Origin of the sequence: Phenylobacterium sp., assembly GCF_035539035.1 — a bacterium.
In the GTDB taxonomy this organism is placed as follows: domain Bacteria; phylum Pseudomonadota; class Alphaproteobacteria; order Caulobacterales; family Caulobacteraceae; genus Phenylobacterium.
Window position 1 is genome coordinate 170,837 of sequence record NZ_DATLJI010000011.1, and the last position, 21,958, is coordinate 192,794.

At 71.7% G+C, this 21,958-nt stretch carries 19 protein-coding genes; 5 read left to right on the forward strand and 14 right to left on the reverse strand.

Annotated elements, in window-relative coordinates:
• Positions 1-8 precede the first annotated feature (8 nt).
• Complete coding sequence (locus VM685_RS05055; protein ID WP_325459032.1) at positions 9-1,052, reverse strand: SMP-30/gluconolactonase/LRE family protein; 1,044 nt, start codon at positions 1,050-1,052, stop codon at positions 9-11.
• A 23-nt stretch (positions 1,053-1,075) separates the two neighbouring features.
• Complete coding sequence (locus VM685_RS05060; RefSeq protein WP_325459033.1) at positions 1,076-1,498, reverse strand: hypothetical protein; 423 nt, start codon at positions 1,496-1,498, stop codon at positions 1,076-1,078.
• Positions 1,499-1,649: 151 nt separating this feature from the next.
• Between VM685_RS05060 and VM685_RS05065 the strand changes: the two genes are divergently transcribed.
• Complete coding sequence (locus VM685_RS05065) at positions 1,650-2,561, forward strand: cupin domain-containing protein (RefSeq protein ID WP_325459034.1); 912 nt, start codon at positions 1,650-1,652, stop codon at positions 2,559-2,561.
• A 3-nt stretch (positions 2,562-2,564) separates the two neighbouring features.
• Here VM685_RS05065 and VM685_RS05070 read toward each other — a convergent pair whose 3' ends face one another.
• From VM685_RS05070 to VM685_RS05090, 5 genes are all read right to left on the reverse strand, one after another.
• Positions 2,565-3,551, reverse strand: coding sequence for a hypothetical protein (locus VM685_RS05070; protein WP_325459035.1), 987 nt, complete (start codon positions 3,549-3,551; stop codon positions 2,565-2,567).
• 22 nt (positions 3,552-3,573) lie between these two features.
• Positions 3,574-4,884: an MFS transporter gene (locus tag VM685_RS05075; protein WP_325459036.1), complete on the reverse strand. Its 1,311-nt coding sequence runs from the start codon at positions 4,882-4,884 to the stop codon at positions 3,574-3,576.
• A 110-nt stretch (positions 4,885-4,994) separates the two neighbouring features.
• A complete protein-coding gene (locus VM685_RS05080; protein ID WP_325459037.1) occupies positions 4,995-7,268 on the reverse strand; it encodes an NADP-dependent malic enzyme in 2,274 nt (757 codons plus the stop codon).
• Positions 7,269-7,379: 111 nt separating this feature from the next.
• Positions 7,380-8,681, reverse strand: a complete 1,302-nt coding sequence (locus VM685_RS05085) for an MFS transporter (RefSeq protein WP_325459038.1) — start codon at positions 8,679-8,681, stop codon at positions 7,380-7,382.
• A 64-nt stretch (positions 8,682-8,745) separates the two neighbouring features.
• Entirely contained in the window at positions 8,746-10,104 is a 1,359-nt protein-coding gene (locus tag VM685_RS05090) for an amidohydrolase family protein (protein WP_325459039.1), read from the reverse strand.
• Positions 10,105-10,468: 364 nt separating this feature from the next.
• Here VM685_RS05090 and VM685_RS05095 point away from each other — a divergent pair, with 364 nt between their 5' ends.
• Positions 10,469-11,656 carry a CoA transferase gene (locus tag VM685_RS05095; protein WP_325459040.1) on the forward strand — a complete coding sequence of 396 codons (1,188 nt, stop codon included), beginning with the start codon at positions 10,469-10,471 and terminating at the stop codon, positions 11,654-11,656.
• Positions 11,653-12,429, forward strand: coding sequence for an enoyl-CoA hydratase/isomerase family protein (locus VM685_RS05100; protein WP_325459041.1), 777 nt, complete (start codon positions 11,653-11,655; stop codon positions 12,427-12,429). Before VM685_RS05095 ends, VM685_RS05100 begins: the two co-directional genes overlap by 4 nt.
• A 25-nt stretch (positions 12,430-12,454) precedes the next feature.
• On the opposite strand, the gene VM685_RS05105 is transcribed toward VM685_RS05100, so the two are convergent.
• From VM685_RS05105 to VM685_RS05130, 6 genes are all read right to left on the reverse strand, one after another.
• On the reverse strand, positions 12,455-13,177 hold the full coding sequence (locus tag VM685_RS05105; RefSeq protein WP_325459042.1) for a GntR family transcriptional regulator: 723 nt from the start codon (positions 13,175-13,177) through the stop codon (positions 12,455-12,457).
• 230 nt (positions 13,178-13,407) lie between these two features.
• The gene (locus tag VM685_RS05110; protein ID WP_325459043.1) at positions 13,408-14,103 is read right to left on the reverse strand and encodes a GntR family transcriptional regulator; all 696 of its coding nucleotides are present in this window, start codon (positions 14,101-14,103) and stop codon (positions 13,408-13,410) included.
• Positions 14,100-15,569: an NAD-dependent succinate-semialdehyde dehydrogenase gene (locus tag VM685_RS05115; RefSeq protein WP_325459044.1), complete on the reverse strand. Its 1,470-nt coding sequence runs from the start codon at positions 15,567-15,569 to the stop codon at positions 14,100-14,102. Before VM685_RS05115 ends, VM685_RS05110 begins: the two co-directional genes overlap by 4 nt.
• A 13-nt stretch (positions 15,570-15,582) precedes the next feature.
• Positions 15,583-16,818: an iron-containing alcohol dehydrogenase gene (locus tag VM685_RS05120; protein ID WP_325459045.1), complete on the reverse strand. Its 1,236-nt coding sequence runs from the start codon at positions 16,816-16,818 to the stop codon at positions 15,583-15,585.
• Positions 16,815-17,843 carry an Ldh family oxidoreductase gene (locus VM685_RS05125; protein WP_325459046.1) on the reverse strand — a complete coding sequence of 343 codons (1,029 nt, stop codon included), beginning with the start codon at positions 17,841-17,843 and terminating at the stop codon, positions 16,815-16,817. Before VM685_RS05125 ends, VM685_RS05120 begins: the two co-directional genes overlap by 4 nt.
• Positions 17,844-17,912: 69 nt before the next feature.
• Complete coding sequence (locus VM685_RS05130; RefSeq protein WP_325459047.1) at positions 17,913-18,992, reverse strand: AbrB family transcriptional regulator; 1,080 nt, start codon at positions 18,990-18,992, stop codon at positions 17,913-17,915.
• A 229-nt stretch (positions 18,993-19,221) separates the two neighbouring features.
• On the opposite strand from VM685_RS05130, the gene VM685_RS05135 reads away from it, so the two are divergent.
• Both VM685_RS05135 and VM685_RS05140 read left to right on the forward strand, forming a co-directional pair.
• Positions 19,222-19,653: a hypothetical protein gene (locus VM685_RS05135; RefSeq protein WP_325459048.1), complete on the forward strand. Its 432-nt coding sequence runs from the start codon at positions 19,222-19,224 to the stop codon at positions 19,651-19,653.
• 55 nt (positions 19,654-19,708) lie between these two features.
• Positions 19,709-20,440 (forward strand): response regulator transcription factor, encoded by a 732-nt coding sequence (locus tag VM685_RS05140; protein WP_325459049.1) that lies wholly within the window; start codon positions 19,709-19,711, stop codon positions 20,438-20,440.
• Positions 20,441-20,464: 24 nt separating this feature from the next.
• On the opposite strand, the gene VM685_RS05145 is transcribed toward VM685_RS05140, so the two are convergent.
• Complete coding sequence (locus VM685_RS05145) at positions 20,465-21,844, reverse strand: sugar porter family MFS transporter (protein WP_414693344.1); 1,380 nt, start codon at positions 21,842-21,844, stop codon at positions 20,465-20,467.
• Positions 21,845-21,958 lie beyond the last annotated feature (114 nt).

The window sequence follows — 21,958 nt, forward strand, 5'->3', positions numbered from 1 at the left end:
CCTTTGCCTCAGCGCCGATAGAGCGGCAACTGGCCGGGCGTCGCGACGGGCAGGCGATACACCCCCGTGGACGCCGTGACGTAGAGGGTGCGCCCCTCGTCCGCCCAGCCCAGGTTCGCCGCCACCTCCGGCAGCTTCACCACCCCCAGCCGCTTGCCGGCCGGGGAGAGGACATGGACGCCTCCGGGCCCGGCGAGCCACACGTTGCCGGCGGTGTCGAGCTTCAGCCCGTCGGGCAGGCCCTGGCCGTCGGCGGCCGTGAATTCGGCGAACACCTGGCCCGGCCCGACGGTCCCGTCCGCGGCGACGGCGTACTTCATCACCCGCATGGCCGGCCCGGAGTTGGCGACGTAGAGCGTCTTACCGTCGGCGGTGAAGCCCAGGCCGTTGGGCCGCGTCAGGTCGCGGATCGGCGCGGTCAGCTTGCCGCCGGCATAGCGGTACACGCCGTTGAAGGGGACTTCCTTGGCCGGGTCCTCGTCCTGGCCCACAAGGCCGTACGGCGGGTCGGTGAACCACAGGGCGCCGTCGGGGGCGAACACCAGGTCGTTGGGCGAGTTCAGCCGCTTGCCCTCGAAGCGATCGAGGAACGGCGTGGCCGCGAAGGACTCGTCGAGGCGCACGATCCGCCGGGCGCCGTGCTGGGCCGCCAGCACCGCGCCCTCCGCATCGGTGACCAGGCCGTTGGAGCCCAGGTAGGAGCCCTCCGGCGGGTTCGGCAGGCCGCCGGCCTTGTCGAGCAGCAGGACCTTCTCGCCGGCCGTGGTGACGGCGTAGAGCCGGTTGCCCACCAGGTCGGAGAGCCAGAGCCGCCCACCGCGCCACAGGGGACCCTCGGTGAACTTGAAGCCGTCGGCGACCTTCTCCACTCGCGCCCCCGGCGCCACCAGGGCGTCGAAGGCGGGGTCCAGGCGCACGATCTCGCCGGCGGCGCCGGCGGCGGGCGCGGAGACGGCGGCCTCCGCCTTCGGCGCGGCGTCGTCGGTCTTCGAGCAGGCGACGGCCGCCGCGGCGGCGGCCGCGACGGTCAGGATCTTCCAGGCCTCGGCCATGGCGGTCTCCGTGAAATCTGTGGTCAGACGCTGTCGGTGAGCAGGACGAGGTAGCCCTTGTCCGTCAGCGTGTTCTCGATGGTCGGCCAGACGCGCTGGTGGGCGTCGGATTTCACCCAGAGCTGACGCAGATCCTCGTTCTCATAGGTCAGCTGGAAGCGGTAGTTGAAGCCGGGGATCGGCGGCGGCCCCCCCTGGATCACGGTCCGCAGCTTCAGCATCTTCAGGTCGACGAAGCCTTTGAAGGTCCGGGCGGTCGGCATGAAGATGGTATGGAAGTTGTGGAGCATCTCCTGCTCCCTGGCGGGATCCACCGCCAGGTCACAGTAGAGCACGATCGGGCCCTTGCCCGGCGCCGGCGCGGCGGGCCGCGTCTGGGCGCGGGCGGCGCCGCCCACGAGGCCAGCAAGCCCGGCCATGGCCGTCAGAACGGCTCTGCGTCTCATCGGAAACCCTCCCAATTCGCCCGCGCTTGTCGCGCGGATCACATCTCGGGCCGCCAACTTAGCGGTTGCCCTGCTTGCCTAGGCTTGCATACAATTTTGCCTGACAACAAGCCGAAAACGCCGGCGTGAACCCGGCCGGCGGAGGAAACCGATGACCCGATCCCTGACCGCCGCGGCCCTGGCCCTCGCGCTCGCCGGCGCGGCGCCGGCGCTGGCCCAGACCCCTGCGGCGCCATCCCTCGCCGAGCGGATCGCCCACACCGATCCGGGCAAGTACCGCACCTCGAGCTCGGTGCACGGCGGGGCGGGGAGCATGGACTTCGGCTCCCTGCTGGGGACGGACGCGCTCGACACCAACTTCATCTTCCTGCACCGCGGGGTGATCCACCCGGGCGGCGGGATCGGCGCGCACTTCCACAACGACTGCGAGGAGATGTTCGTCATCCTCGACGGCGAGGCGCAGTTCACCATCGACGGCCGCACCTCGGTGCTGAAGGGACCGGCCGGCGCGCCGACCCAGGCGGGCCACTCCCACGGCATCTACAACCCCACCGGAAAGCCGGTGCAGTGGCTGAACATCAATGTCGGGATGACCAAGGTCTACGACGCCTTCGACCTGGGCGACCCCCGCGTCGGCGCGCCGCTGGACCCCATCCCGAACTTCATGACGCTGCGGCTCGACCGCGCCCTGCTGCGCCCCGTCGAGCGGATGAAGGGCGGCCAGGGGACGGTGCAGCATCGCCGGGCGCTCGGCCCCAGCGTCTTCCGCACCGCCTGGTCCTATGTGGACCATCTGCTGGTCCCACCCGGCGCGTCGGTCGGCCGCGACGTCCAGACCGACATGAGCGAGGTCTATTACGTGATGGGCGGCGAAGGGACCGTCACCCTGAACCGCCAGACGGCGGCGATCCGGGCCGGCGACGCCGTCCCCGTGCGGCTCGGCGAGGCCAAGGCCTTCGCCACGACGGGGTCCGCGCCGCTGGAGATGATGGTTATCGGGGTGGCGAAGGACCTGGACGCGAAGCGGGCCTTCATCCAGGCCACCGCGCCCCGCCGCCGCTGACCGCTACCAGGGCTGCCGACGCTTCGTGTGTGCGCGGCCCCTGTCCGCGGCCGGCGTGTCGCCGCCGGTGCAGATCATCACCCCGTCCTTCAGCTGGTCGACAACGTCGGCCTCGTTGCAGGAATTCAGGAACCGGATCTTGGCCGCCTTGGTGGCGGCGAGGACCCGGGCGCGGGTGGCGGCCATGGCCGGATGGCGGGCGATGTCGCCGCCCTGCCCGGTCGGGCGGCCGATCAGGTAGAAGGCCTGGTCGCTGGGGCCCCACTCGGCGAAGGTCAGGCCCGGCACCCGGGTGAGCTCCTCGGCCCGGGCGGTGGCGCGGGGGTTCTCAATCTTGATCCCGAGCATGATCTCGCCCTCCGGATTGAGCGGCCAGGCGTCCGCGCGGCGGAGGTATTCGTTCTGGGTGAGGCCCCAGATCTGGGCGGCGAAGCCCTGGCTGCCCGCGCCGCGCTTGCCGACCTCAAGGCCGGGCGCCTCGGGCGCGAACGGGTAGCGGGTCGCCTCCACGAACACCTTCACCGCGTCAGGCGCCTCGGCCTGGCAGAGCAGGATGCCGTGCACGCCCGCGGCCAGGGTCTGCTGCACCATCCAGACGTTGGCCTTCAGGCTGGCGGCGTCGGAGCCGGCGATCGGCAGGGTGACGATCACCGTGGGCGTCCGGTGGCCGGTGCGGGTGGGGCCCGCGTCCACCAGGCCGCGCATGAAGGCGCGCAGCGCGGCGAAGTCGAGGGTCCCGTGCTCCATCTCATAGGTGATGTAGTCGGCCTTGGTGGCGGCCATCCGCTTGCCTTCGTCGTACCCGCCGCCGGAGATCTGGGCGTAGTAGACGGGCTGGCCCTGCTCGAGCAGCTCGATGGCGCGGTTGATCCGCTTCGGCGCGGGCGCGGCGGCGGAGGCCGGCCCGGGCTGGGCCTGTGCCGGCAGCGCCAGGGCGCAGGCCGCGGCGAGCAGGCTCAGCGCCGCCAGCGGACGCATCGGTCGGATCATCTGGTCTTCCTCCCCTTGTTCTTCAGACCGCCGGCGCGAGGCGCGGCTTGGCCCGAGCGCCCAGGCCCGCGTCGGCGTCGATGAACAGCCAGCCGACGGCGCCGGCCATGGCGGCCGCGGCGGCGACCAGGAAGCCGGCGTTCCAGCCGAGCTGCTGGGCGATCACGGGGGTCAGCGCCGCGACGGTCGCCCCGCCCAGCTGGCAGCCCATGTTCATCACCCCGGACACCGAGCCGGCCGACGACTTCCCGAGGTCGGCGCTGAGCGTCCAGAAGGCGCTCTGCGAGAGGTAGAGGGAGCCCGAGCCCAGGGCCAGGACCACCGCCGCGAGCCGCGCGTCGGCCACCGTCATGGCCGCGGCGAGGAAGATGGCCGCCAAGCCCATGCCGAGCACCGCCGGCCCGCAGCGGCCGATCCGCTTGCCGAACCGCTTGGCCAGCCCGTCGGAGATCCAGCCGCCGGCCGAGGAGCCCACCGCCATGGCCATGAACGGGAGCATGGCGTAAAGGCCGCTCGCCTTCAGGTCGAGGCCGCGCACCTCCGAGAGGTAGGTGAAGAACCATGTGAAGAAGATCCACACCACATAGCCGAAGCAGAAGTAGCAGAGCGTCAGCAGCGCCACCTGTCGGTCGAGGACGATGGTGCGCCACTTGGCGAGGCCGCCGGTCTCCGCCGCCTGGGTGATCCGGTCGGACCGGATGTGCTCGAGTTCCGCCTCGCGCATCCAGGGGTGGCTCGCGGGCTTCTCGCGCGCCAGCAGCATCCACACGGCCAGGGCCACCAGGCCGATCAGGGCGGTGACGTGGAAGGCGACGCGCCAGTCGTGAGTCAGCATGATCGAGGTGATCAGCGGCGGGGCGATGCCCGCGCCGACGCCGACGCCGGCGAAGATCAGGCCGTTGGCCAGCCCGCGCTCATGCGACGGGATCCAGGCCGCCACCAGCCGGTTGCCAGCGGGGAAGATGATCGACTCGCCCACGCCCAGCGCGGCGCGGACGGCGATCAGCGCCACAAGGGCCCCGGCGTAGCCCGCCGGGATCAGGGCCGTGGCCGAGGTCAGCACGCTCCACAGGAAGATGCCGATCGCGATCACCCGGTAGGGCCCGAAGCGGTCGGCCAGGCGCCCGGCGAGCGGCTGGGCGAAGGCGTAGCCGAACACGAAGGCCGAGAAGACCATGCCGAGCTGCACGTCGGAGATGCCGAGGTCGGCCTTCAGCCGGGGTGCGGCGATCGAGATGTTGGCCCGGTCCAGGTAGGACACCGCCGCCACCGCGAAGACCAGGAAGACCATCAGCCACCGGACATTGCCGATGCGGCCGCCAGACGAAGACATGGGCTCCTCCCCAGAGCACTTGATTGCCTTCATCTTGCATACAGTTTGAAGGAGGCGTCAATCGACGCTCTCCGGATGGGGCTGGCCGGCAAGGCCTCTGCATACAGCCCCTAGGTGGAGCCCACCGCCGCCTGGGCCACGGCGAGCGCGGTCATGTTGACGATGCCCCGCGCCGTCACCGCCGGGATCAGCACGTGCAGCGGCTTCGACAGGCCAAGGATCAGCGGCCCGACCTGCAGGGCCTCGCTCGCCGCCCCTAGCAGGGTCAGCGAGATGTTGGCCGCGTCCAGGCTGGGGCAGACCAGCAGGTTCGCGGCGCCGTCCAGGGTGCTGTCGGTGACCAGGGCCTCGCGCAGGTGGGGCCGGAGCGCCGCGTCGGCGTGCATTTCGCCGTCCACCTCAAGGTCGGGGGCGGCGGCGCGGATCAGGGCCAGCGCCTCGCGCATCTTGCGCGCGCTCGGCGAATTGCTCGCCCCGAAGTTGGAGTGGGAGAGCAGCGCGGCCTTCGGGGCGATGCCGAAGCGCCGGACCTCCTCGGCGGCCAGCACCGTCATCTCGGCGATCTGGGCGGCGGTGGGGTCGACGTTGACGTGGGTGTCGCAGAGGAACAGCGCCCCGATCGGCAGGATCAGGGTGGACAGCGCATAGACCCGGCTGACCTCCGGCCGGCGGGCCACGATCGGCAGGGCGTAGCTCATGTGCCGCCACCAGTCGCCCTGCCCGCCCACCAGGGCCGCGTCCACGTGGCCGGTCTCGAGCAGCAGGGAGGCGGTCACCGTGGGCCGGGTGCGCACCCGGCGCACGGCGGCCGGCGGCGAGATCCCCCGCCGTCCCACGAGGCGGGCGTAGCGGGTCTCCAGCTCGGCGGTGGCGGCCGGGTCGGTGGGATCCACCACCTCCACGTCGGCGCCGAGCGCCAGGCGGAGCGAGAGCTGCCGGATCTTCTCCTCGATCACCGCGCGGCGGCCGATGAGCACCGGCCGCGCCAGGCCCTCGTCCACCACCGTCTGCACCGCGCGCAGCACGCGGTCGTCCTCGCCCTCGGCGTAGGCGACGCGGGCGGGCGCCTTGCGGGCGAGGTCGAACACCGGGCGCATCAGCTGCCCGGAGCGGTAGGCGAACACCTCCAGCTGGCGGCGGTAGGCCTCAAAATCCGCGATCGGCCGCTCGGCGACCCCGGACTCCATGGCCGCCTTCGCCACGGCCGGGGCGATCACCAGGATCAGGCGGGGATCGAAGGGCCTGGGGATGATGTACTGCGGCCCGAACGGCTGGGAGACCCCGCCATAGGCGGAGACCACCGCCTCATGCGCCTCGGCCCGGGCGAGCTCGGCCAGGGCCTCGGCCGCGGCCAGCTTCATCGGCTCGTTGATCTCCCGGGCGCCCACGTCCAGGGCGCCGCGGAAGATGAAGGGGAAGCACAGGACGTTGTTGACCTGGTTCGGATAGTCCGACCGGCCGGTGGCGACGATGGCGTCGGGGCGGACGGCGGCCACCTGCTCGGGCAGGATCTCAGGCTCCGGGTTGGCCATGGCCAGGATCAGCGGCTTCTCCGCCATCTGCGGCAGCCATTCCGGCTTCAGCACCCGGGGCGCCGAGAGCCCCAGGAAGACGTCGGCGCCGGCCAGCACCTCCGACAGCGCCCGGGCGTCGGTCCTGCGCGCATAGCGGGCGAGGTTCTCCGGCATGTCGGGCTCGCGGCCCTCGTAGACCACGCCCTTGATGTCGGTGAGGGTGACGTTCGCGGCCGGCAGGCCCATGGCCACCAGCAGGTCCACGCAGGCCAGCGCCGCGGCGCCCGCGCCGGAGGTGACGAGCTTCACCTCCTCCAGCGCCTTGCCCTGCAGGACGAGGGCATTGCGCACCGCGGCGGCGCAGACGATGGCCGTGCCGTGCTGGTCGTCGTGGAAGACCGGGATGGCCATCCGCTCGCGCAGCGCCTTCTCGATGGCGAAGCACTCGGGGGCCTTGATGTCCTCCAGGTTGATGCCTCCGAAGGTGGGCTCCAGGGCGGCCACCACCTCGACGAACTTCTCCGGGTCCTGGGCGTCCACCTCGATGTCGAAGACGTCGATGCCGGCGAACTTCTTGAACAGGACCGCCTTGCCCTCCATCACCGGCTTGGACGCCAAGGGGCCGATGGCGCCGAGGCCCAGCACCGCCGTGCCGTTGGTGATCACCGCCACCAGGTTGCCGCGCGCGGTGTAGTCCGCCGCCGCGCGCGGGTCGGCGACGATCGCCTCGCAGGGCGCCGCCACGCCGGGCGAATAGGCCAGCGCCAGGTCGCGCTGGGTGGCCATACGCTTGGTGGACTCGACGCTCAGCTTCCCCGGCCGCGGGATGCGGTGATAGTCGAGCGCGGCGCGGCGAAGGTCTTCATCCATAGGTCAGGTCCTCGGGCGGCAGACGCGGCAGGCGGCGCGTCCGGATAGAGACGCCCGGTCTTGCCGATCGGCGGCGCGCGGACAAGCCTTTCGGACGTCCGCGCGCCTCGCCTAGGCCGGAGCCGCCACCGCCTCGGCGCCGCGGTACACCCGCCGCGAGGCGTCGATCCAGAGGAACAGGAAGGCCGCCACGGCCGCCAGCCCCGCCAGCACGCCGAAGGCCGTGCTCCAGCCGTAGAGGGTGACGAGGTATCCCGTGGCCGCCGCCGAGACCGTGGCGCCCAGGTTGCCGGCGGTGTTCATCACGGCCGAGACCGAGCCCGCGTACTCGTCGCCGATGTCCAGCGCCACCGCCCACGACACGCCCACGGTGAGCTCCAGGCCGAAGACGGCCAGGCAGAAGAAGGCGACGCCCGTCTCCGGGTCGGTCTGGTTGACGGCCAGCATGATCATCGAGCCGGCCACGATGAAGCCGACGATGGCCACGATGCGGCGGCCCATCTTCAGGTTGCCCGTGCGCTTGACGATCAGGTCCGAACTCCAGCCGCCGGCGATGTCGCCGAGCACGCCGGCCAGCAGCGGCAGGCTGGCGTAGAGGCCCATCTTCGCCAGGGTGAACCCGTGGGCGTCGACCAGGTACTTGGGGAACCAGGACAGGTAGATGCCGATGGAATAGCCGTAGCAGGCGTACATCGCCGCCAGGATCCACATCTGCGGGGCCGTCAGGATCTGCTTCCAGGGCACCGAGCCGCGGCCCGGGCCCGAACGGCGGCCGAGCGCGCCGGCGATCAGCTCACGTTCCGGCTCGTTGACGAAGCGGTGCTCGGCCGGGCTGTCGCGATAATACCAGAACCAGACCACGGCCCAGACCACGCCGATCAGGGCGAAGATGATGAAGGGCCCGCGCCAGCCGAAGGCGGCGATCAGGGCCACGGCGATGACCGGGGTGAGCGCGCCGCCGAGACGGGAGCCCGCGTGGGTGACGCCCTGGGCCCAGCCGCGTTCCGACGGTAGCATCCAGCGCGACAGGGACCGGGTGGCGATCGGGAAGGCGCCGGCCTCCCCCATGCCGAACAGGAAGCGGCAGACGATCATCGAGGCGGCGGACCAGGTGAAGGCGGTGGCCGCCGTGAATATCGACCACCAGACCACGACGCCCGAGAGCGCCCGCCTCGGCCCGAACCGGTCGCCGAGCCAGCCGCCGGGGATCTGGAACATGGCGTAGCTGAGCTGGAAGGCGGCCAGGATCCAGCCGATCGTCACCGTCGAGAAGCCGAACTCCTTCTGGATCGACGGCACCGCGGCGGAGATCGCCACCCGGTCCATGTAGGTGATCATGTAGACGGCGACCGTCAGCCACAGCACGACGTGGCGGGTGCGCGTGGGACGCGCGCGGGGCGCAGAGGCGGTCATCGACGTTTCCTCGACTGTCACTTGTTCGGGATGTGGCGGGCCGTCTTGCGCGGCCCTGCGGCGGCTAGGGGCGGACGGGCGGGACCGGGCGGCCGGCGACGTAGACGGCCTCGATCCTGCGGCTGTTCCTGATGTCGGCGAGCGGGTCGGCGCCCAGCACCACAAGGTCGGCCCACTTGCCGGCCGCCAGCGTGCCGAGGTCCTTGGCGCCGAGGAACTCGGCGGCGGTCCCGGTGGCCGTGCGGATCGCCTCGGCGGGCGTCGCGCCGGACTCGACCATGAGCGCGAGTTCCCAGTGCGAGAAGTAGCCGGCGAAGCGGCCGGGGGGGCCGGAGTCTGTGCCGAAGCCGTACTTCACGCCGCCATCCGACAGGCGCTTCAGATTGGCCTTCGCCGTCTCCAGGAAGCGCGGGTAGTCGTGGAAGTGCGGGTTCGAGGCCACCGTCTTCTGCCGCTCGGGGCTGCGCAGCTGGGCGAGCGCGGCGGGCGACACGGCGGCGGCGAAGAAGGGGTCGTTCAGCACCGGCGACGGCGGGATGCCATAGGCGAACATCGAGGCCTCGCGCGACAGGGTCTCGGCGAGCTGCCAGGTCCCGCGGCGCTTCATGGCGTCGATCAGCGCCTGGTCCACGGCCTGGTCGCGCACGCTGTGCACGAGGCCGTCGACGCCCTGGTCCACGACCCGCTTGGCGTCCTCCAGGTAGAAGATGTGCGCCAGGACCTTCAGGCCCCGCTTGTGCGCCTGGTCGATGACCGCGGCGGTGACCTCCGGCGGCATCTTCGGCATTGTTCCGAGCTCGTCGTCGAGCCAGAGCTTGATCACGTCCACGCCCTTGCCGGCCTGGACGTCGACGGCGCGGCGGGCCTCCTCGGGCGTCGCCACCTGCTGGTTCAGGCCGGGCACGCCGCCGTAGCCGCCCTTGAAAACCACGCCCTGGCCGGCGGTGTAGACGCGGGCCATCGACGGGCGCCCCGTGGCGCGCTGCTCCGCGCGCAGGGGGAAGATGGCGTCGCCCTCGGTGCCCATGGCGAGCACCGTGGTCACGCCGTAGGCGGCGTACTGCTTCAGGTCCTTCTCGACGTTGGCGCGGGTGAAGTTGCGGTAGTCCTGGGTGAGGTCGACCACATTGCCCACATGGACGTGCAGGTCGATCAGCCCCGGCATGACGTACTTGCCGCCGAGGTCCACGGTCTTCGCGCCGGCGGGCGCCTTCAACCGGGCGGCGGGCCCCACCCACTTGATGCGGCCGTTCTCGCCGATCACCAGCGCCGAGCCCGGCTGGGCCGCCCGGCCCGTGCCGTCGATCAGGGTGAAGTTCCGGAGCACCGTGGCGCCCTGCGCCAGCGCTGGCGCGGCGGCGGCCCAGGCTCCGGCCGCGAGCGCCGCGGCGGCGAAGGTGTGGCGAAGCTTACCCAGGATCATCTCTAAAGGACCTCCAGCACTGGCTCTTGGGCGCTGCGTCAGGACGGAGGAAGGCCCGCACGCGGCGCCGGACGGCTCCGCGGAACGCCGACGGCGAGCCACGGCTCGATCCGTCCGCTGGGGCGCCTCCCTTTATGTCTTGTCTTCGCGCCTCGGCTTTCGGGAAGCGTTGCATACAAGCGAGGGCCACACAAGCAGCCCAACCGTCGGTTTCCTGACGCCGAAGGTGAGAATCATTCGCGGACGGAGCTTGCGGCCTCGGGGCGCAGGCAAATGAGCTTGACCCGCTGCACGTCTTGTATACACGTTTTGATCAATCGACAGACGGGCCCGGCCCGCGTGCCCGCCAGGAGGAAAGCGTCGAATGCCGCCGTTGACCGGAATCCGCGTACTGGACGTCTCCCAGGTCATGGCAGGCCCCTTCTGCTGCATGCTGCTGGGAGATCTCGGCGCCGACGTGATCAAGATCGAGCCGCCCGGCGTCGGTGATTCGACGCGGCGTTCGATGGGCTTCCGGCTGAAGGGCGAGGACAGCCCGGGGTTCCTGGCGCTGAACCGCAACAAGCGCAGCATCGCCCTCGATCTGAAGGACCCCGCCGATCGCGAGGTGCTGCATGCCCTCGTCAAGACCGCCGACGTCATGGTCGAGAACGGTCGGCCCGGCGTCGCCGCGCGCCTGGGCATGAGCTGGGAGCAGGTGAGCGCGATCAACCCCAGGCTCATCTACGCCTCCATTTCCGGCTTCGGCCAGACCGGTCCCTGGGCCCTGCGGCCCGGATTCGACCTGATCGCCCAGGCGATGTCCGGCGTGATCAGCGCCACCGGCCACCCCGACGGAGAGCCGGTGAAGAGCGACATCCCGGTCGGCGACCTCGGGGCCGGCATGTTCGCCGCCTACGCCATCCTGGGCGCTCTCTACGGCCGGGAGAAGACCGGCGAGGGCCAGTTCATCGACGCGTCCCTGTTCGAGGCCGCCCTCGGCCTCTCGGTCTGGGCGACGACAGAGCTCTGGGGCACGGGCAAGTCGCCGAAGCCGCTCGGCACGGCCAACCGGATGTCGGCGCCCTACCAGGCGGTGAAGGCCTCGGACGGCTACTTCGTTTTCGGGGCCGCCAATCAGAAGCTGTGGCTCGCCTTCCTGGAGGTGATCGGCCGCCAGGAGTTGGCCGACGATCCGCGCTTCAAGCAGAACAGCGACCGGGTCGCCAACAATGCGGCGCTGATCGAGCTCCTGAAGCCGACCTTCCTCATGCGCACGGTCGACCAGTGGGTGGAGGCCCTGCTGGCGGGCGGCGTCCCGGCCGGGCAGATCTATGACTACGAGCAGGCGCTCGCGAGCGACCACGTGAAGGCCCGCAACATGGTGATGGACATCGCCCATCCCGTGGAGGGATCGTTCAAGTCGCTGGGCTTCCCGGTGAAGCTCACCGGCACGCCGCAGGAGGTGCGCTACCCGCCGCCCCTGCTCGGCGAGCACGGCGCGGAGATCCGCAAGGAACTCGCCGAGCGCGGCCTGCTTCCCGCCAGCACGGCCGGGGCGACCGCGTCATGAGCGAGGGCCGGCTCGTCTATGAAAAGGTCGGAGCGGTCGGGAAGATCACCTTCGACAATCCGGGCGCGCTGAACGCGCTCACCGCCCAGATGTGGAGCGACCTCGGCCAGGTCTGCCGCGAAGTGGCGAAGGACCGCAGCGTTCGCGTCGTCACCCTGCGCGGGGCCGGCGGCAAGGCCTTCCTCTCCGGCACGGACATCACCGGCTTCCTGAGCTTCACCTCCGGCCAGGACGGCCTGGCCTACGAAGCTCGCATGGACGAGTACATCGGTGCGGTGGAGGCCCTGCCCCAGCCGGTCGTCGCCGTCGTGGAGGGCTGGGCGGTCGGCGGGGGCGTCGCCCTGTCCTGCGCGGCCGACATCCGCATCGCCACGCCCAGCGCCAAGTTCGGCTCGCCGCTCGGCCGCACCATCGGCAACTGCCTGTCGGCCAAGGGCTACGCCCGGCTGGTCGGCCATGTGGGCGTCGCCCAGGCCAAGCGCATGCTGCTACTGGGCGAGATGGTGACGGCCCAGGAGATGATGGGCCTGGGCCTGCTTCACTCCATCGTCGAGCCGGAAGGCCTCGACGCCGCCGTCGACGCGCTTTGCGAGAAGCTGGCCGGCATGGCGCCGGTTTCGCTGAAGGCGAGCAAGGAGGCCATGCGCCGGCTGACCTATCGCGCCCTGCCCGACATGAGCGACCTCATCGAGGAGGTCTACGGCAGCGAGGATTTCCGGAACGGGGTCCGCAATTTCATCGACAAGAAGAAGCCGGAGTGGAAGGGCGTCTGACCGACGCCCTCGCCGCCCTGCCGCTCTAGTCCGCCTCGGCCGGGGCCGCGGCCGGCGTCTGCGGGGCGGCGCCGGCGGAGGTGAGCGCCCGCACCCGCACCCGGCTCTTGGTCTGGGAGATGCGCTCGATCACACCCTGCGCGAAGTGGTCCTGCATCAGCGAGCTGAGCAGCGGCCCGTCGCGGGCCGCCAGCGCCGCGAAGATCTTGCGGTGCTCCTCGAGCGCTATGGCCCAGCGGTGGCGGTCCAGGGTGTTCACCGAACGGACCCGCTCGGCGCGCGGCACGATCATCCGCCAGGCCAGGATCAGCGAGCTGTTGCGCGAGGACTCCACCATCAGCTCGTGGATCGCCCGGTTGGCGCGGATGTACTCGGCGCGGTCGTGATTACGGAAATGGAGCTCCATCTCCTCCTGCAGCTCGCGCAGGCGGTCGAGCTGCTCGGGAGTCATCCGCTGGGCGGCCTGCTGGGCGGCGAGCGCCTCCAGCGTGCCCAGCACCGAGAAGACGTCGATGGATTCGCTCTCGTTGAGCTCTGCGACCACGACACTTCGGTTCGGCAGCAGCTCCACCAGGCCTTCGGCGGCGAGGGTGCGGAAGGCCTCCCGCACCGGCGTGCGGGACATGCCGAGCCGCTCGCTGATCGCCACCTCGCGCAGCCGCTCGCCCGGCTCCAGCTCGCCCGACAGGATCATCTCCCGAAGCAGGCTCACGGCGTCCTTGTGGCGCCAGCCCTTCTGCTGTCGCATCGGAGGTTGCTTCCGGTCCTGCGCAACCGGAGCGGGTTCCACGGCGGGAACGGCGGCTTGTTTTTGACTCATCGGACATAGTATCCCGGAGCGGGCCTCCGGCCACAAGCCTTGTCCGAAAAGATGAATACAACTGCGATAGGTTCGCAGAACGGCGCTTTGCCTAGCGTTCTAAGTAATCGCGCCCAGGTTGTCGTCTACTCGCCACGCACCGGCTCTTGCGCGCAAGGTCAGCCGGCGACGCGTGCGGCGAAGCGGGCCCGGGACCGCTCGATGTGCGTCCGCATGGCCCGGGCGGCGGCCGCGCCGTCCCGCCGCTCCAGCGCCGCGACGACCGCGGCATGCTCGGCCAGCGCGCCGCGGGTCACGTTGGCGGCGTACATCAGGCGGAACAGATGCACGTGGGTGTGCAGGCGGGCGAGCGCGTCCTCGATAAGGCTGTTGCCGCCGGCGTGCGCGATCTGGTCGTGGAACAGCTTGTCGAGCTGGGCGAAGCGGCCGTAGGCGAGCGCCCCACCCTCATCGCCGGCGGTCATCTGCCGGCCGAGCGCGACCAGTTCCGCGAGCGCGGCGTCGGAGATGGTCTCGGCCGCCCGCGCCGCCGCCTGCGGCTCCAGCAGCAGGCGCAACTCATAGAGCTCCTCGAACTGCCGGCCGCTGAGCTGAGGGGCGGCGCGATAGCCGAGCAGGTGCGTGCGCTGGATCAGCCCCTCGCCCTCCAGCCGCCCCAGCGCCTCGCGCACCGGCGTCGGCGAGACGCCGAGCTCGCGGGCCAGCGCATCAATGGTCAGCCGCGCGCCCGGCGCGATCTGCAGCGACATGAGCTGTGCGAAGAGGACGGCGTAGACCTCCTCCCCCAGCCCCACCGGCCGGCGGATCGGCGAGACGGCTGCGGCCGCCTCGCCCGTATGCCGGGGTCCCGTCACCAGGTGGTGGCGATGTACTTGGCCTCCAGGAATTCCAGGATGCCGTGGTGGGCGCCCTCGCGCCCGAGGCCGCTCTGCTTCACCCCGCCGAAGGGCGCGGCCGGGTCCGAGGCGATGCCGCGGTTCAGCCCGATCATGCCGGCCTCCACCTTCTCGGAGACCCTGAGGCCGCGGGCCAGGTCGCGGGTGTAGACGTAGGCGATCAGGCCGTACTCGGTGTCGTTGGCTGCGGCGATCGCCTCGTCCTCGCTCTCGAAGCGCACCACCGGCGCCACGGGGCCGAAGATCTCCTCGTTTATGATCCGCGCGTCCGCCGGCACGCCGGCCAGCACGGTCGGCGGGTAGAAGTAGCCGTCCTGGTCGAGCGGCTTGCCGCCGACCTTGACCTCCGCGCCCTGCCCGACCGCGTCCTGCACCAGGGCGTCGATCTTCCTGAGCGCCGCGGGGGTGATCACCGGGCCGCACTGGGTGGCCTCGTCATAGCCGGGGCCGACCTTCATGGCCCCCATCCGCTTGGCGAAGCCCTCAACGAAGCGGTCGAAGATGCCGGATTGCACATAGAAGCGGTTCGCCGCCGTGCAGGCCTCGCCGCCGTTGCGCATCTTGGCCAGCATGGCGCCGTCGAGCGCCGCCTCGAGGTCGGCGTCGTCGAAGACGATGAAGGGCGCGTTGCCGCCCAGCTCCATGGAGCAGCTCAGCACCGTGTCGGCGGCGCCGCGCAGCAGGATCCGGCCGACGTTGGTGGAGCCGGTGAAGGAGAGCTTGCGCACCCGCGGGTCGGCCATGATCGCCGAGACCACCTCGCCGGGGGTGGAGGTGGTGACGACGTTGACGACGCCCTTGGGCACGCCGGCCTCCTCGAGCAGGGCCGCCATGGCGAAGGCCGTGAGCGGGGTCTCGGCGGCCGGCTTCAGCACGCAGGTGCAGCCGGCGGCGAGCGCCGGCGCGATCTTCCGCGTGGCCATGGCCGCCGGGAAGTTCCACGGCGTGATCAGCACCGCCACGCCGATCGGCTGGTACTGCACCATGATCCGGTTGGCGCCGCTGGGGGCCATGGTGATGTCGCCGATGATCCGCACGGCCTCTTCCGAGAACCAGCGGAAGAACTCGGCGGCATAGGCCACCTCCCCGCGGGCGTCGGGCAGGGCCTTGCCGTTCTCGAGTGAGATCAGCTGGGCGAACTCCTCGGCCCGGCCGGTCATCAGCTCGAAGGCCTTGCGCAGCACCTCGGCGCGCTTGCGCGGCGGAGTGGCGGCCCAGTCGGCGGCGGCGGCCGCGGCGGCGTCGACGGCGGCCTTGCCGTCCTCGACCGTACCGTCGGCGACGGTGGCGATCAGCTTGCCGGTGGAGGGGTCGATCACCTCGATGCGCTGGGCGCCGCCGCCCGGCAGCCACTGGCCTGCGATGTAGAGATCGGTCTTCAGGGACGTCGCCGGCTCGGCGACCTTCTGGGAAGCGACGGACACTTGGATTTCCTTCCTAGGCGGGGAGCTTGCGCAGGTCGGCGCGGGCGCCGGTCTGGGCGGCGTGCAGGATGTGGCCCATGGCGGCCACGTCCAGGGCGCGGGGGTTGTTCTTCACCAGGCGCGCGGCGCCCATGGCCTGGTCGGCGGCCCAGTCGAGCTGGTCGTCGGCGAGGCCGAGGTCGCGGATCGTGCGCGGGATGCCCACGCGGATGAACAGGTCCTCCACCGCATCGATCGCGGCGATGGCCCGGGCCTCGTCGTCCTCGCCGGTCCGCGGCAGTCCCATGGCGTCGGCGATCTGCACCAGCTCGGGCACGCAGCTCGGCCGGTTGTACTCCATGACGTAGGGCAGCAGGCAGGCGACCCCCAGGCCGTGGGCGGTGTGGGTCAGCGCGCCCACCGGATACTGCAGGGCGTGGGCCGCGGCGGTGCCGGCGGCGCCGAAGGCCAGGCCCGCCAGCATCGAGGCCCACATCATGTTCTCGCGGGCCTTCACGTCGGAGCCGTTCTTCACCGCCGTCTCCAGGTTGGCCGAGATCTTGGCGATGGCCTGCAGGGCGTACATGTCGCTGAAGGCGTTCTTGCCCAGGAAGACGTGGCTGTAGGTGAGGTCCGACGAGGGCTCGCGCCGGGCGGCCATGAAGGCCTCGACCGCGTGCGTCATGGCGTCGGAGCCTGAGGCGGCCGTCAGCCCCGGCGGGCAGGTCATGGTGAGCTCGGGGTCGCACAGGGCCACCAGCGGGATCAGCTCGGGGCTGGCGATGCCGACCTTCAGCGTCTTCTCCGGATCGGCGACCACGGCCACGGGGGTGACTTCCGAGCCGGTGCCGGCGGTGGTCGGCACCGCGATCACCGGCAGGACCGGGCCCGGCACCTTGAACTCGCCGTAGTAGTCGTGCGGCTCGCCGCCGTGGGCGAGCAGGACGGCCACCACCTTGGTCAGGTCCATGCAGCTGCCGCCGCCGAGGCCCACCAGGAGGTCCGGGCCAAAGGCGCGGGCGATCTCCATGCACTCGGCCACCGAGCTCATCGGGACCTCGGGCAGGGTGCGGTCGTAGACGCGGCTCTCCACCCCCGCGGCGGCCAGGGAGTCGACTAGGTCGCGCAGCGCCGGGTCCTGGCCCATGCGCTCGTCGGTGCAGATCAGGGCGCGGCTGCCGTAGGCGCGGGCGTATGCGCCGATGGCGTGGCGCTGGCCGGGGCCGACGGCGATGTGGCGCGGCGGGCGCGTGGCGGCGAACAGGGTCATGGGATGGTTTCCTCCTTGGCGGCCCTGGCGGCCAGGGCCTGCAGTTCAGTCCAGACGTCGTCGGCCACCGGCAGGCCCTCGCTCGCGCGGGCGGCGCGTGTCGCGCGGGCCCGATCACCAGGGACACGGACGGCGTCGAAACCCTCCGCCGGCGGCATGCGCCGGATCGCGTCGAGGTAGGCGGCGAGCGCCTGCCCCTGGCCCGCGGCGCCGGGATCGATGACGATGAAGAGGTCGCCCTTGTTGCAGGCGGTGGCGTCGTCCAGCGTGCCCGTCACCTCGCGGCCGAGCGCCGATCCGGTGAGCGCGGCCACCAGCAGCTCCACCGCCAGGCCGAGCGCATAGCCCTTGGCCCCGCCGAACGGGGCGATGGCGCCGGCCTTGGCGCGGTCGGCATCGGTGGTGGGCGCTCCGTCGGCGTCGAGCGCCCAGCCGGGCTCCAGCGGCAGGCCGCGGTGGGCGTGGTCGTGGATCTTGCCCATCGAGACCACGCCGGTGGCGGTGTCCATGACGAACGCGCCGTCGGCCGTGGGCACGCCGATGGCGATCGGGTTGGTTCCGATCATGGCGGTGCGGCCGCCCCAGGGATGCACCAGGGCCTCGCTGGTGGTCAGCGCGATGGCCGCGAGCCCCGCGTCGGCCGCGCGTTCTGCGTACCAGGCCAGCATGCCCAGGTGGTTGCTGTTGGCGACGGCCGCGACGGCGACCCCGGTCTCCCGCGCCCGGGCGATCGCTCCGTCCAGCGCCCGCGCAGCCACGACGGGGCCCAGGCCGCGCTCGCCATCGACCGCGAGGAAGGCGGGCCCGCGCCAGGCGTGCCGGCCGCGGGCCGTGGGGTCGACCACCCCGTTGGCGATGCGGCGCACCAGCCTCGGCAGCCGCAGCAGGCCGTGGGACGGGGTCCCGCGCAGCTCGCCCTCCAGCAGCACCTCGGCCTGGAGCCGGGCGTGCGCCTCGGGAACGCCGGCGGCGCGGAGCGCCGTCAGCGCCGTGTTCCGGGCGTCGGCCAGGGAGACAAGCGGCATGCAAAATCCGATAGGATATTGGCCTCACTCCTGCGCCGCCGAGGAGAGGGAGTCAACCTTGCATACAATTCACGTCCGCGTGCGCCAACGGGTGGCAAGCAGCGGCAGGAGCCCCAGGAGCAGCAGGGTGCGGGCGACATGGTGGGCCGCCACATAGGCCGGGTTGGCGTTCAGGCTGAGCGAGACGGCCACCATCATCTCCATGCTGCCCGGCGCGAAGGCCATCAGGCCGGCGGCCGGACCGACGCCGGAGAGCCAGCCGGCCAGCGCCCCCACCGGGGCGCTCACCAGCGCCATGGCCGCGAGGCTCGCAAGGCTGGCGGGCGTCAGGGCCAGCAGGTCCCGGGGTCGGATGCCGGCGAAGCGCGAGCCGATCACCGCGCCCAGGCCCGCGGCGGCGACGGTGAACACCGCGGGCGGCAGGCGCGTATCGACCGCGGCCGTGGCGTGCAGCGCCGCGCTACCCAGAAGCGCGCCCAGGAAGACCGGAACCGGCCAGCCCAGCCGCCGGGCGATCCAGGCGCCGGCCGCCGCCGCCGCCAGCACCGCCGGCCAGCCGACGGCCTGGGGCAGGAGCGGCGAGACCGCGGGCTCGGGCGGCGCCACGTGGCCGAAGCCGAGCGCCAGCGGAGCCATGGCCACCAGGGTCGAGATCCGCAGCGTCTGCGCCACGGCCACGGGCACGAGCTGGGCGCCCTCCTCTTCCGCAAGGATCATCACGGCGCTGAGCGCGCCGGGCGAGGTGGCGAAGAAGGCGGTGGGGGCGTCGGCGCCGGAGAGCCTTCGGAACACCAGGAAGCCCACCGCCCAGATGCCGAGGGTGGCGACAACCAGCGCGGCCAGCGACAGCGGCCAGACCGCCGCCGCCCCGAGCGTCGCCGGCGTGACGCTGGCGCCCGCCCCCACGCCGGTGACGAAGAACAGCAGGTCGCGGAGCGGCGCGGGCCAGCCGAGACGCCGGCCGGCCAGGGAAGCGCCGGCGGTGAACAGCAGGGCCCCGAGGATCGCGCCGGCGGGTACGCCGAGCAGGACGAAGAGCGCCGCGCCGGCGCCGCCGACCATCGCCGTCTCCGCCAGCCGGGCGACCTCGGCGGCCAGCGCCGTCCGCGCCTGCGACTTGAGCCGCCCGAACCTCACACTCGCCCCCATGCCGAAGCCTTGTGCGCACCTTTGCATACATCAGGCGCGACCGCAGGCGGGTGATCGGACAAAAAGAAGGCCAGCCGCGCAAGCGCGGCCGGCCGAGGGAAAAACGGGAGGAACAGAACCTTCCGGATGTGAAAGGTCGGAACCGACGCCGGTGTAGCATCGCGCCCAGATCTTGTATACATAATTGTACAGCCGCCGGATCACGGAAGAGCCAAAGGGAGGAACAACGATGCGTCACCGTCGCACGGAGCTGATCCGCGCCGAAGCCCTCGCCGAGGCGATCGCCCGCACCCCCATGACGCACCACGTCTTGTGGATCGGCCGCGAGGCCGTGGGCCAGCGCGGCTCGCTGAGAGCGCGCGCCTTCGACTGCCTGCACGAGGTGGGCGTGCCCGTCAGCCTGCGGCTCCTGCTGCAGCGCGCCGCCCAGCTTCCGGACGGCACCGGCCTCGATCCGGACGCCGTGCGCAGCGCCATCCGCCTGCACCAGGGCGCCAAGCCTGCGGTGGTCTTCCTGCTGGAGCGCCGGCCGGCCGGCGAGTTCGTGGCCGTCACCGACATCCCGTTCGCCGGCAGCTGTGGCCGGCGGATCGCCGCCGGCGAGGTGGTCGTCGACCGCGGCGGCCGGTTCGGCTTCGACCTGTTCGCCGACGCGGCCTGACGTGCGCCCCGCCGCACCTCACGCCGGCGCCGCCGCGCGGGCGCCGCGGCTACTCGTGGCGCCGCCCGGCCTCTGGCCCGACGGGCCGCGCATCGTGCAGTACCTGGCCGGCTGCGGCTTCGCGGTCGAAACCGCCGACGCCCGCGACCTCACGCTGCGCGCGATGGCCTTCGACCTTATCGTCCTGTCCGCCCGGGAGGCGCTCGGCGGCTCGGGCGGGCCCCTGCTCACGGCGCGCGCAGCTCCGCCCGTCGTCGCCATGTTCCACCCGGGGGAAGAGGACCTGGGGCTCGAGGCGATCGAGGCGGGGGCCGCCGACGCCGTGGCGCTCGCCGCCCGGCGCGAGCTGCTGGCCCGTGTCCGCGCCATCCTGCGCCGCAACCGCCCGGCGCTCCGCGCCCCCGTCTCCGCCTATGAGTTCGAGGGCGCACGGTTCGACCTGGCGCTGGCCGGCCTCGTCGGCCCGATGGATCGTCGGGTCCCGCTCTCCACCAAGGAGGTGCTGATGCTCCGCGCCTTCCTGGAGCGGCCGGGCGCCGTGCTCTCGCGCCAGGAGCTGATCGACCTTTGCATGGGACACGAGGCCGACGTCTATGACCGCGCCGTGGATTGCCTGGTGAGCCGCCTGCGGCGCAAGCTGGTGTCCGTGCTGGGTCACGACCCGATCCAGACCCGCCGAGCCGCCGGCTACAGCTTCGCCCCGCAAGTACGGCCGGTGCGCGGTCCGGTCGAGGCCGCCCCTCGCGGGATGCCGGAGGTCCGGACCCGCGCCGACGCCCACCCGTAGCCGGCGCCGGCCGGGCCACGGCGCCTAGCCGACCATGTCCTCCAGCTCCCGGCCGCGGGTCTCCTTGACCATGGCCCGGACGAACAGGAACGAGACGGCCGCGCTCAGCGCATAGAAGCCGTAGGTGATCGGCAGGCCGAGGGAGGCGGCCAGCGCCGGGAAGCTGACGCTGATCGCGAAGTTCGCGGTCCACTGGGCGAAGCCGGCCACGGCCAGGCCCGAGCCGCGGATCTGGTTGGGGAACATCTCGCCCAGCATGACCCACATCACCGGGCCCCAGCTGAGGTTGAAGAAGATCACATAGAGGTTGGCCGAGATCAGGGCCGTGAGGCCCGCGCCGTCGGATAGCTGCACGGCGCCGTCCACCATGCTGGCGGTGGAGAACGCCGCCGCCATGACGCCGAGGGTCACGGCCATGCCGGCCGAGCCGATCAGCAGCAGGGGCTTGCGGCCAATGCGGTCGATCAGGCCGATGGTGGCCAGGCAGGCGAGGATCGAGAGCGAGCCGGAGAGGATGTTGATCTTCAGGGCGTCGTCTTCCGAGAAGCCCACCGACTGCCAGAGCACCGCGCCGTAGTAGAAGACGACGTTGATCCCCACGAGCTGCTGGAAGACGGCCAGGCCGATGCCCGTCCAGACGATCGGGCGCAGCTTGCCGCTGGTCTTGTCGACCAGGTCCGACAGCTTCGGGCGATGGTGGTCGGCGGCGAGGCTGGAACGGATCTCCTCCACCTTCCGGCGGGCCTCGGCCGCGCCGAACAGGCGGGTGAGCACGCCCTCGGCCTCGGCGTCGCGGCCCTTCACGACCAGGTAGCGCGGGCTTTCCGGGATCAGCAGCAGGGTCAGCAGGAACACGCCGGCCGGGATCACCTGCATCCAGAACATCCAGCGCCAGGCCGGGTAGCCCAGCCAGAACTCGCTGGTGGAGCCGCCGGCGGTGGCGGCGAGGATGTAGTTGGCTACGAACGCCCCGGTCAGACCGGTGATGATCATGATCTGCTGGACGCTGGACAGCCGCCCGCGGATGTTCGCCGGCGTCACCTCGGAGATGTAGACGGGGCTCAGCACGCTGGCCGCGCCGACGCCCAGGCCGCCGATCAGGCGGGCGATGATGAACACCGCCGAGGAGTCGGCCGCGCCGGTGCCGAGCGCGCTCAGGATGAACAGCACCGCGGCGATCATCATCACCGTGCGGCGGCCGATCTGGTCGGCGAGGCGGCCGGCGATGAAGGCGCCCACGGCGCAGCCCACCAGGATGGCGCCGACGTTGAAGCCGGTGCCCAGCTTCGAGAGGTTGAAGGTGCTCTCCAGCCCCTCCTGCGTGCCGTTGATGACCCCGCTGTCGTAGCCGAACATGAAGCCGCCGATGGTGGCCACGGCCACGATCGCGGCGATGAACGCCATGTTGACCCGTGCGGCCTCGCCGCTCAGCCCGGCGGCGGCCGGGGCATTCCCTGTGGTGGACACTTGGACGCCTCCCTGGGCGGGCCTCGGCCCGCGATTCCTCGTGATGCCCGG

Bases quoted from the DNA above. Each gene is read 5' to 3' on its own strand.
- VM685_RS05080 (WP_325459037.1), bottom strand. From the start codon at position 7,268: ATGGATGAAGACCTTCGCCGCGCCGCGCTCGACTATCACCGCATCCCG.
- VM685_RS05075 (WP_325459036.1), bottom strand. From the start codon at position 4,884: ATGTCTTCGTCTGGCGGCCGCATCGGCAATGTCCGGTGGCTGATGGTC.
- VM685_RS05055 (WP_325459032.1), bottom strand. From the start codon at position 1,052: ATGGCCGAGGCCTGGAAGATCCTGACCGTCGCGGCCGCCGCCGCGGCG.
- VM685_RS05135 (WP_325459048.1), top strand. From the start codon at position 19,222: ATGCGTCACCGTCGCACGGAGCTGATCCGCGCCGAAGCCCTCGCCGAG.
- VM685_RS05070 (WP_325459035.1), bottom strand. From the start codon at position 3,551: ATGATCCGACCGATGCGTCCGCTGGCGGCGCTGAGCCTGCTCGCCGCG.
- VM685_RS05060 (WP_325459033.1), bottom strand. From the start codon at position 1,498: ATGAGACGCAGAGCCGTTCTGACGGCCATGGCCGGGCTTGCTGGCCTC.
- VM685_RS05125 (WP_325459046.1), bottom strand. From the start codon at position 17,843: ATGCCGCTTGTCTCCCTGGCCGACGCCCGGAACACGGCGCTGACGGCG.
- VM685_RS05105 (WP_325459042.1), bottom strand. From the start codon at position 13,177: ATGCGACAGCAGAAGGGCTGGCGCCACAAGGACGCCGTGAGCCTGCTT.
- VM685_RS05145 (WP_414693344.1), bottom strand. From the start codon at position 21,844: ATGGCGTTCATCGCCGCGATCGTGGCCGTGGCCACCATCGGCGGCTTC.
- VM685_RS05085 (WP_325459038.1), bottom strand. From the start codon at position 8,681: ATGACCGCCTCTGCGCCCCGCGCGCGTCCCACGCGCACCCGCCACGTC.
- VM685_RS05095 (WP_325459040.1), top strand. From the start codon at position 10,469: ATGCCGCCGTTGACCGGAATCCGCGTACTGGACGTCTCCCAGGTCATG.
- VM685_RS05120 (WP_325459045.1), bottom strand. From the start codon at position 16,818: ATGACCCTGTTCGCCGCCACGCGCCCGCCGCGCCACATCGCCGTCGGC.
- VM685_RS05130 (WP_325459047.1), bottom strand. From the start codon at position 18,992: ATGGGGGCGAGTGTGAGGTTCGGGCGGCTCAAGTCGCAGGCGCGGACG.
- VM685_RS05100 (WP_325459041.1), top strand. From the start codon at position 11,653: ATGAGCGAGGGCCGGCTCGTCTATGAAAAGGTCGGAGCGGTCGGGAAG.
- VM685_RS05065 (WP_325459034.1), top strand. From the start codon at position 1,650: ATGACCCGATCCCTGACCGCCGCGGCCCTGGCCCTCGCGCTCGCCGGC.
- VM685_RS05090 (WP_325459039.1), bottom strand. From the start codon at position 10,104: ATGATCCTGGGTAAGCTTCGCCACACCTTCGCCGCCGCGGCGCTCGCG.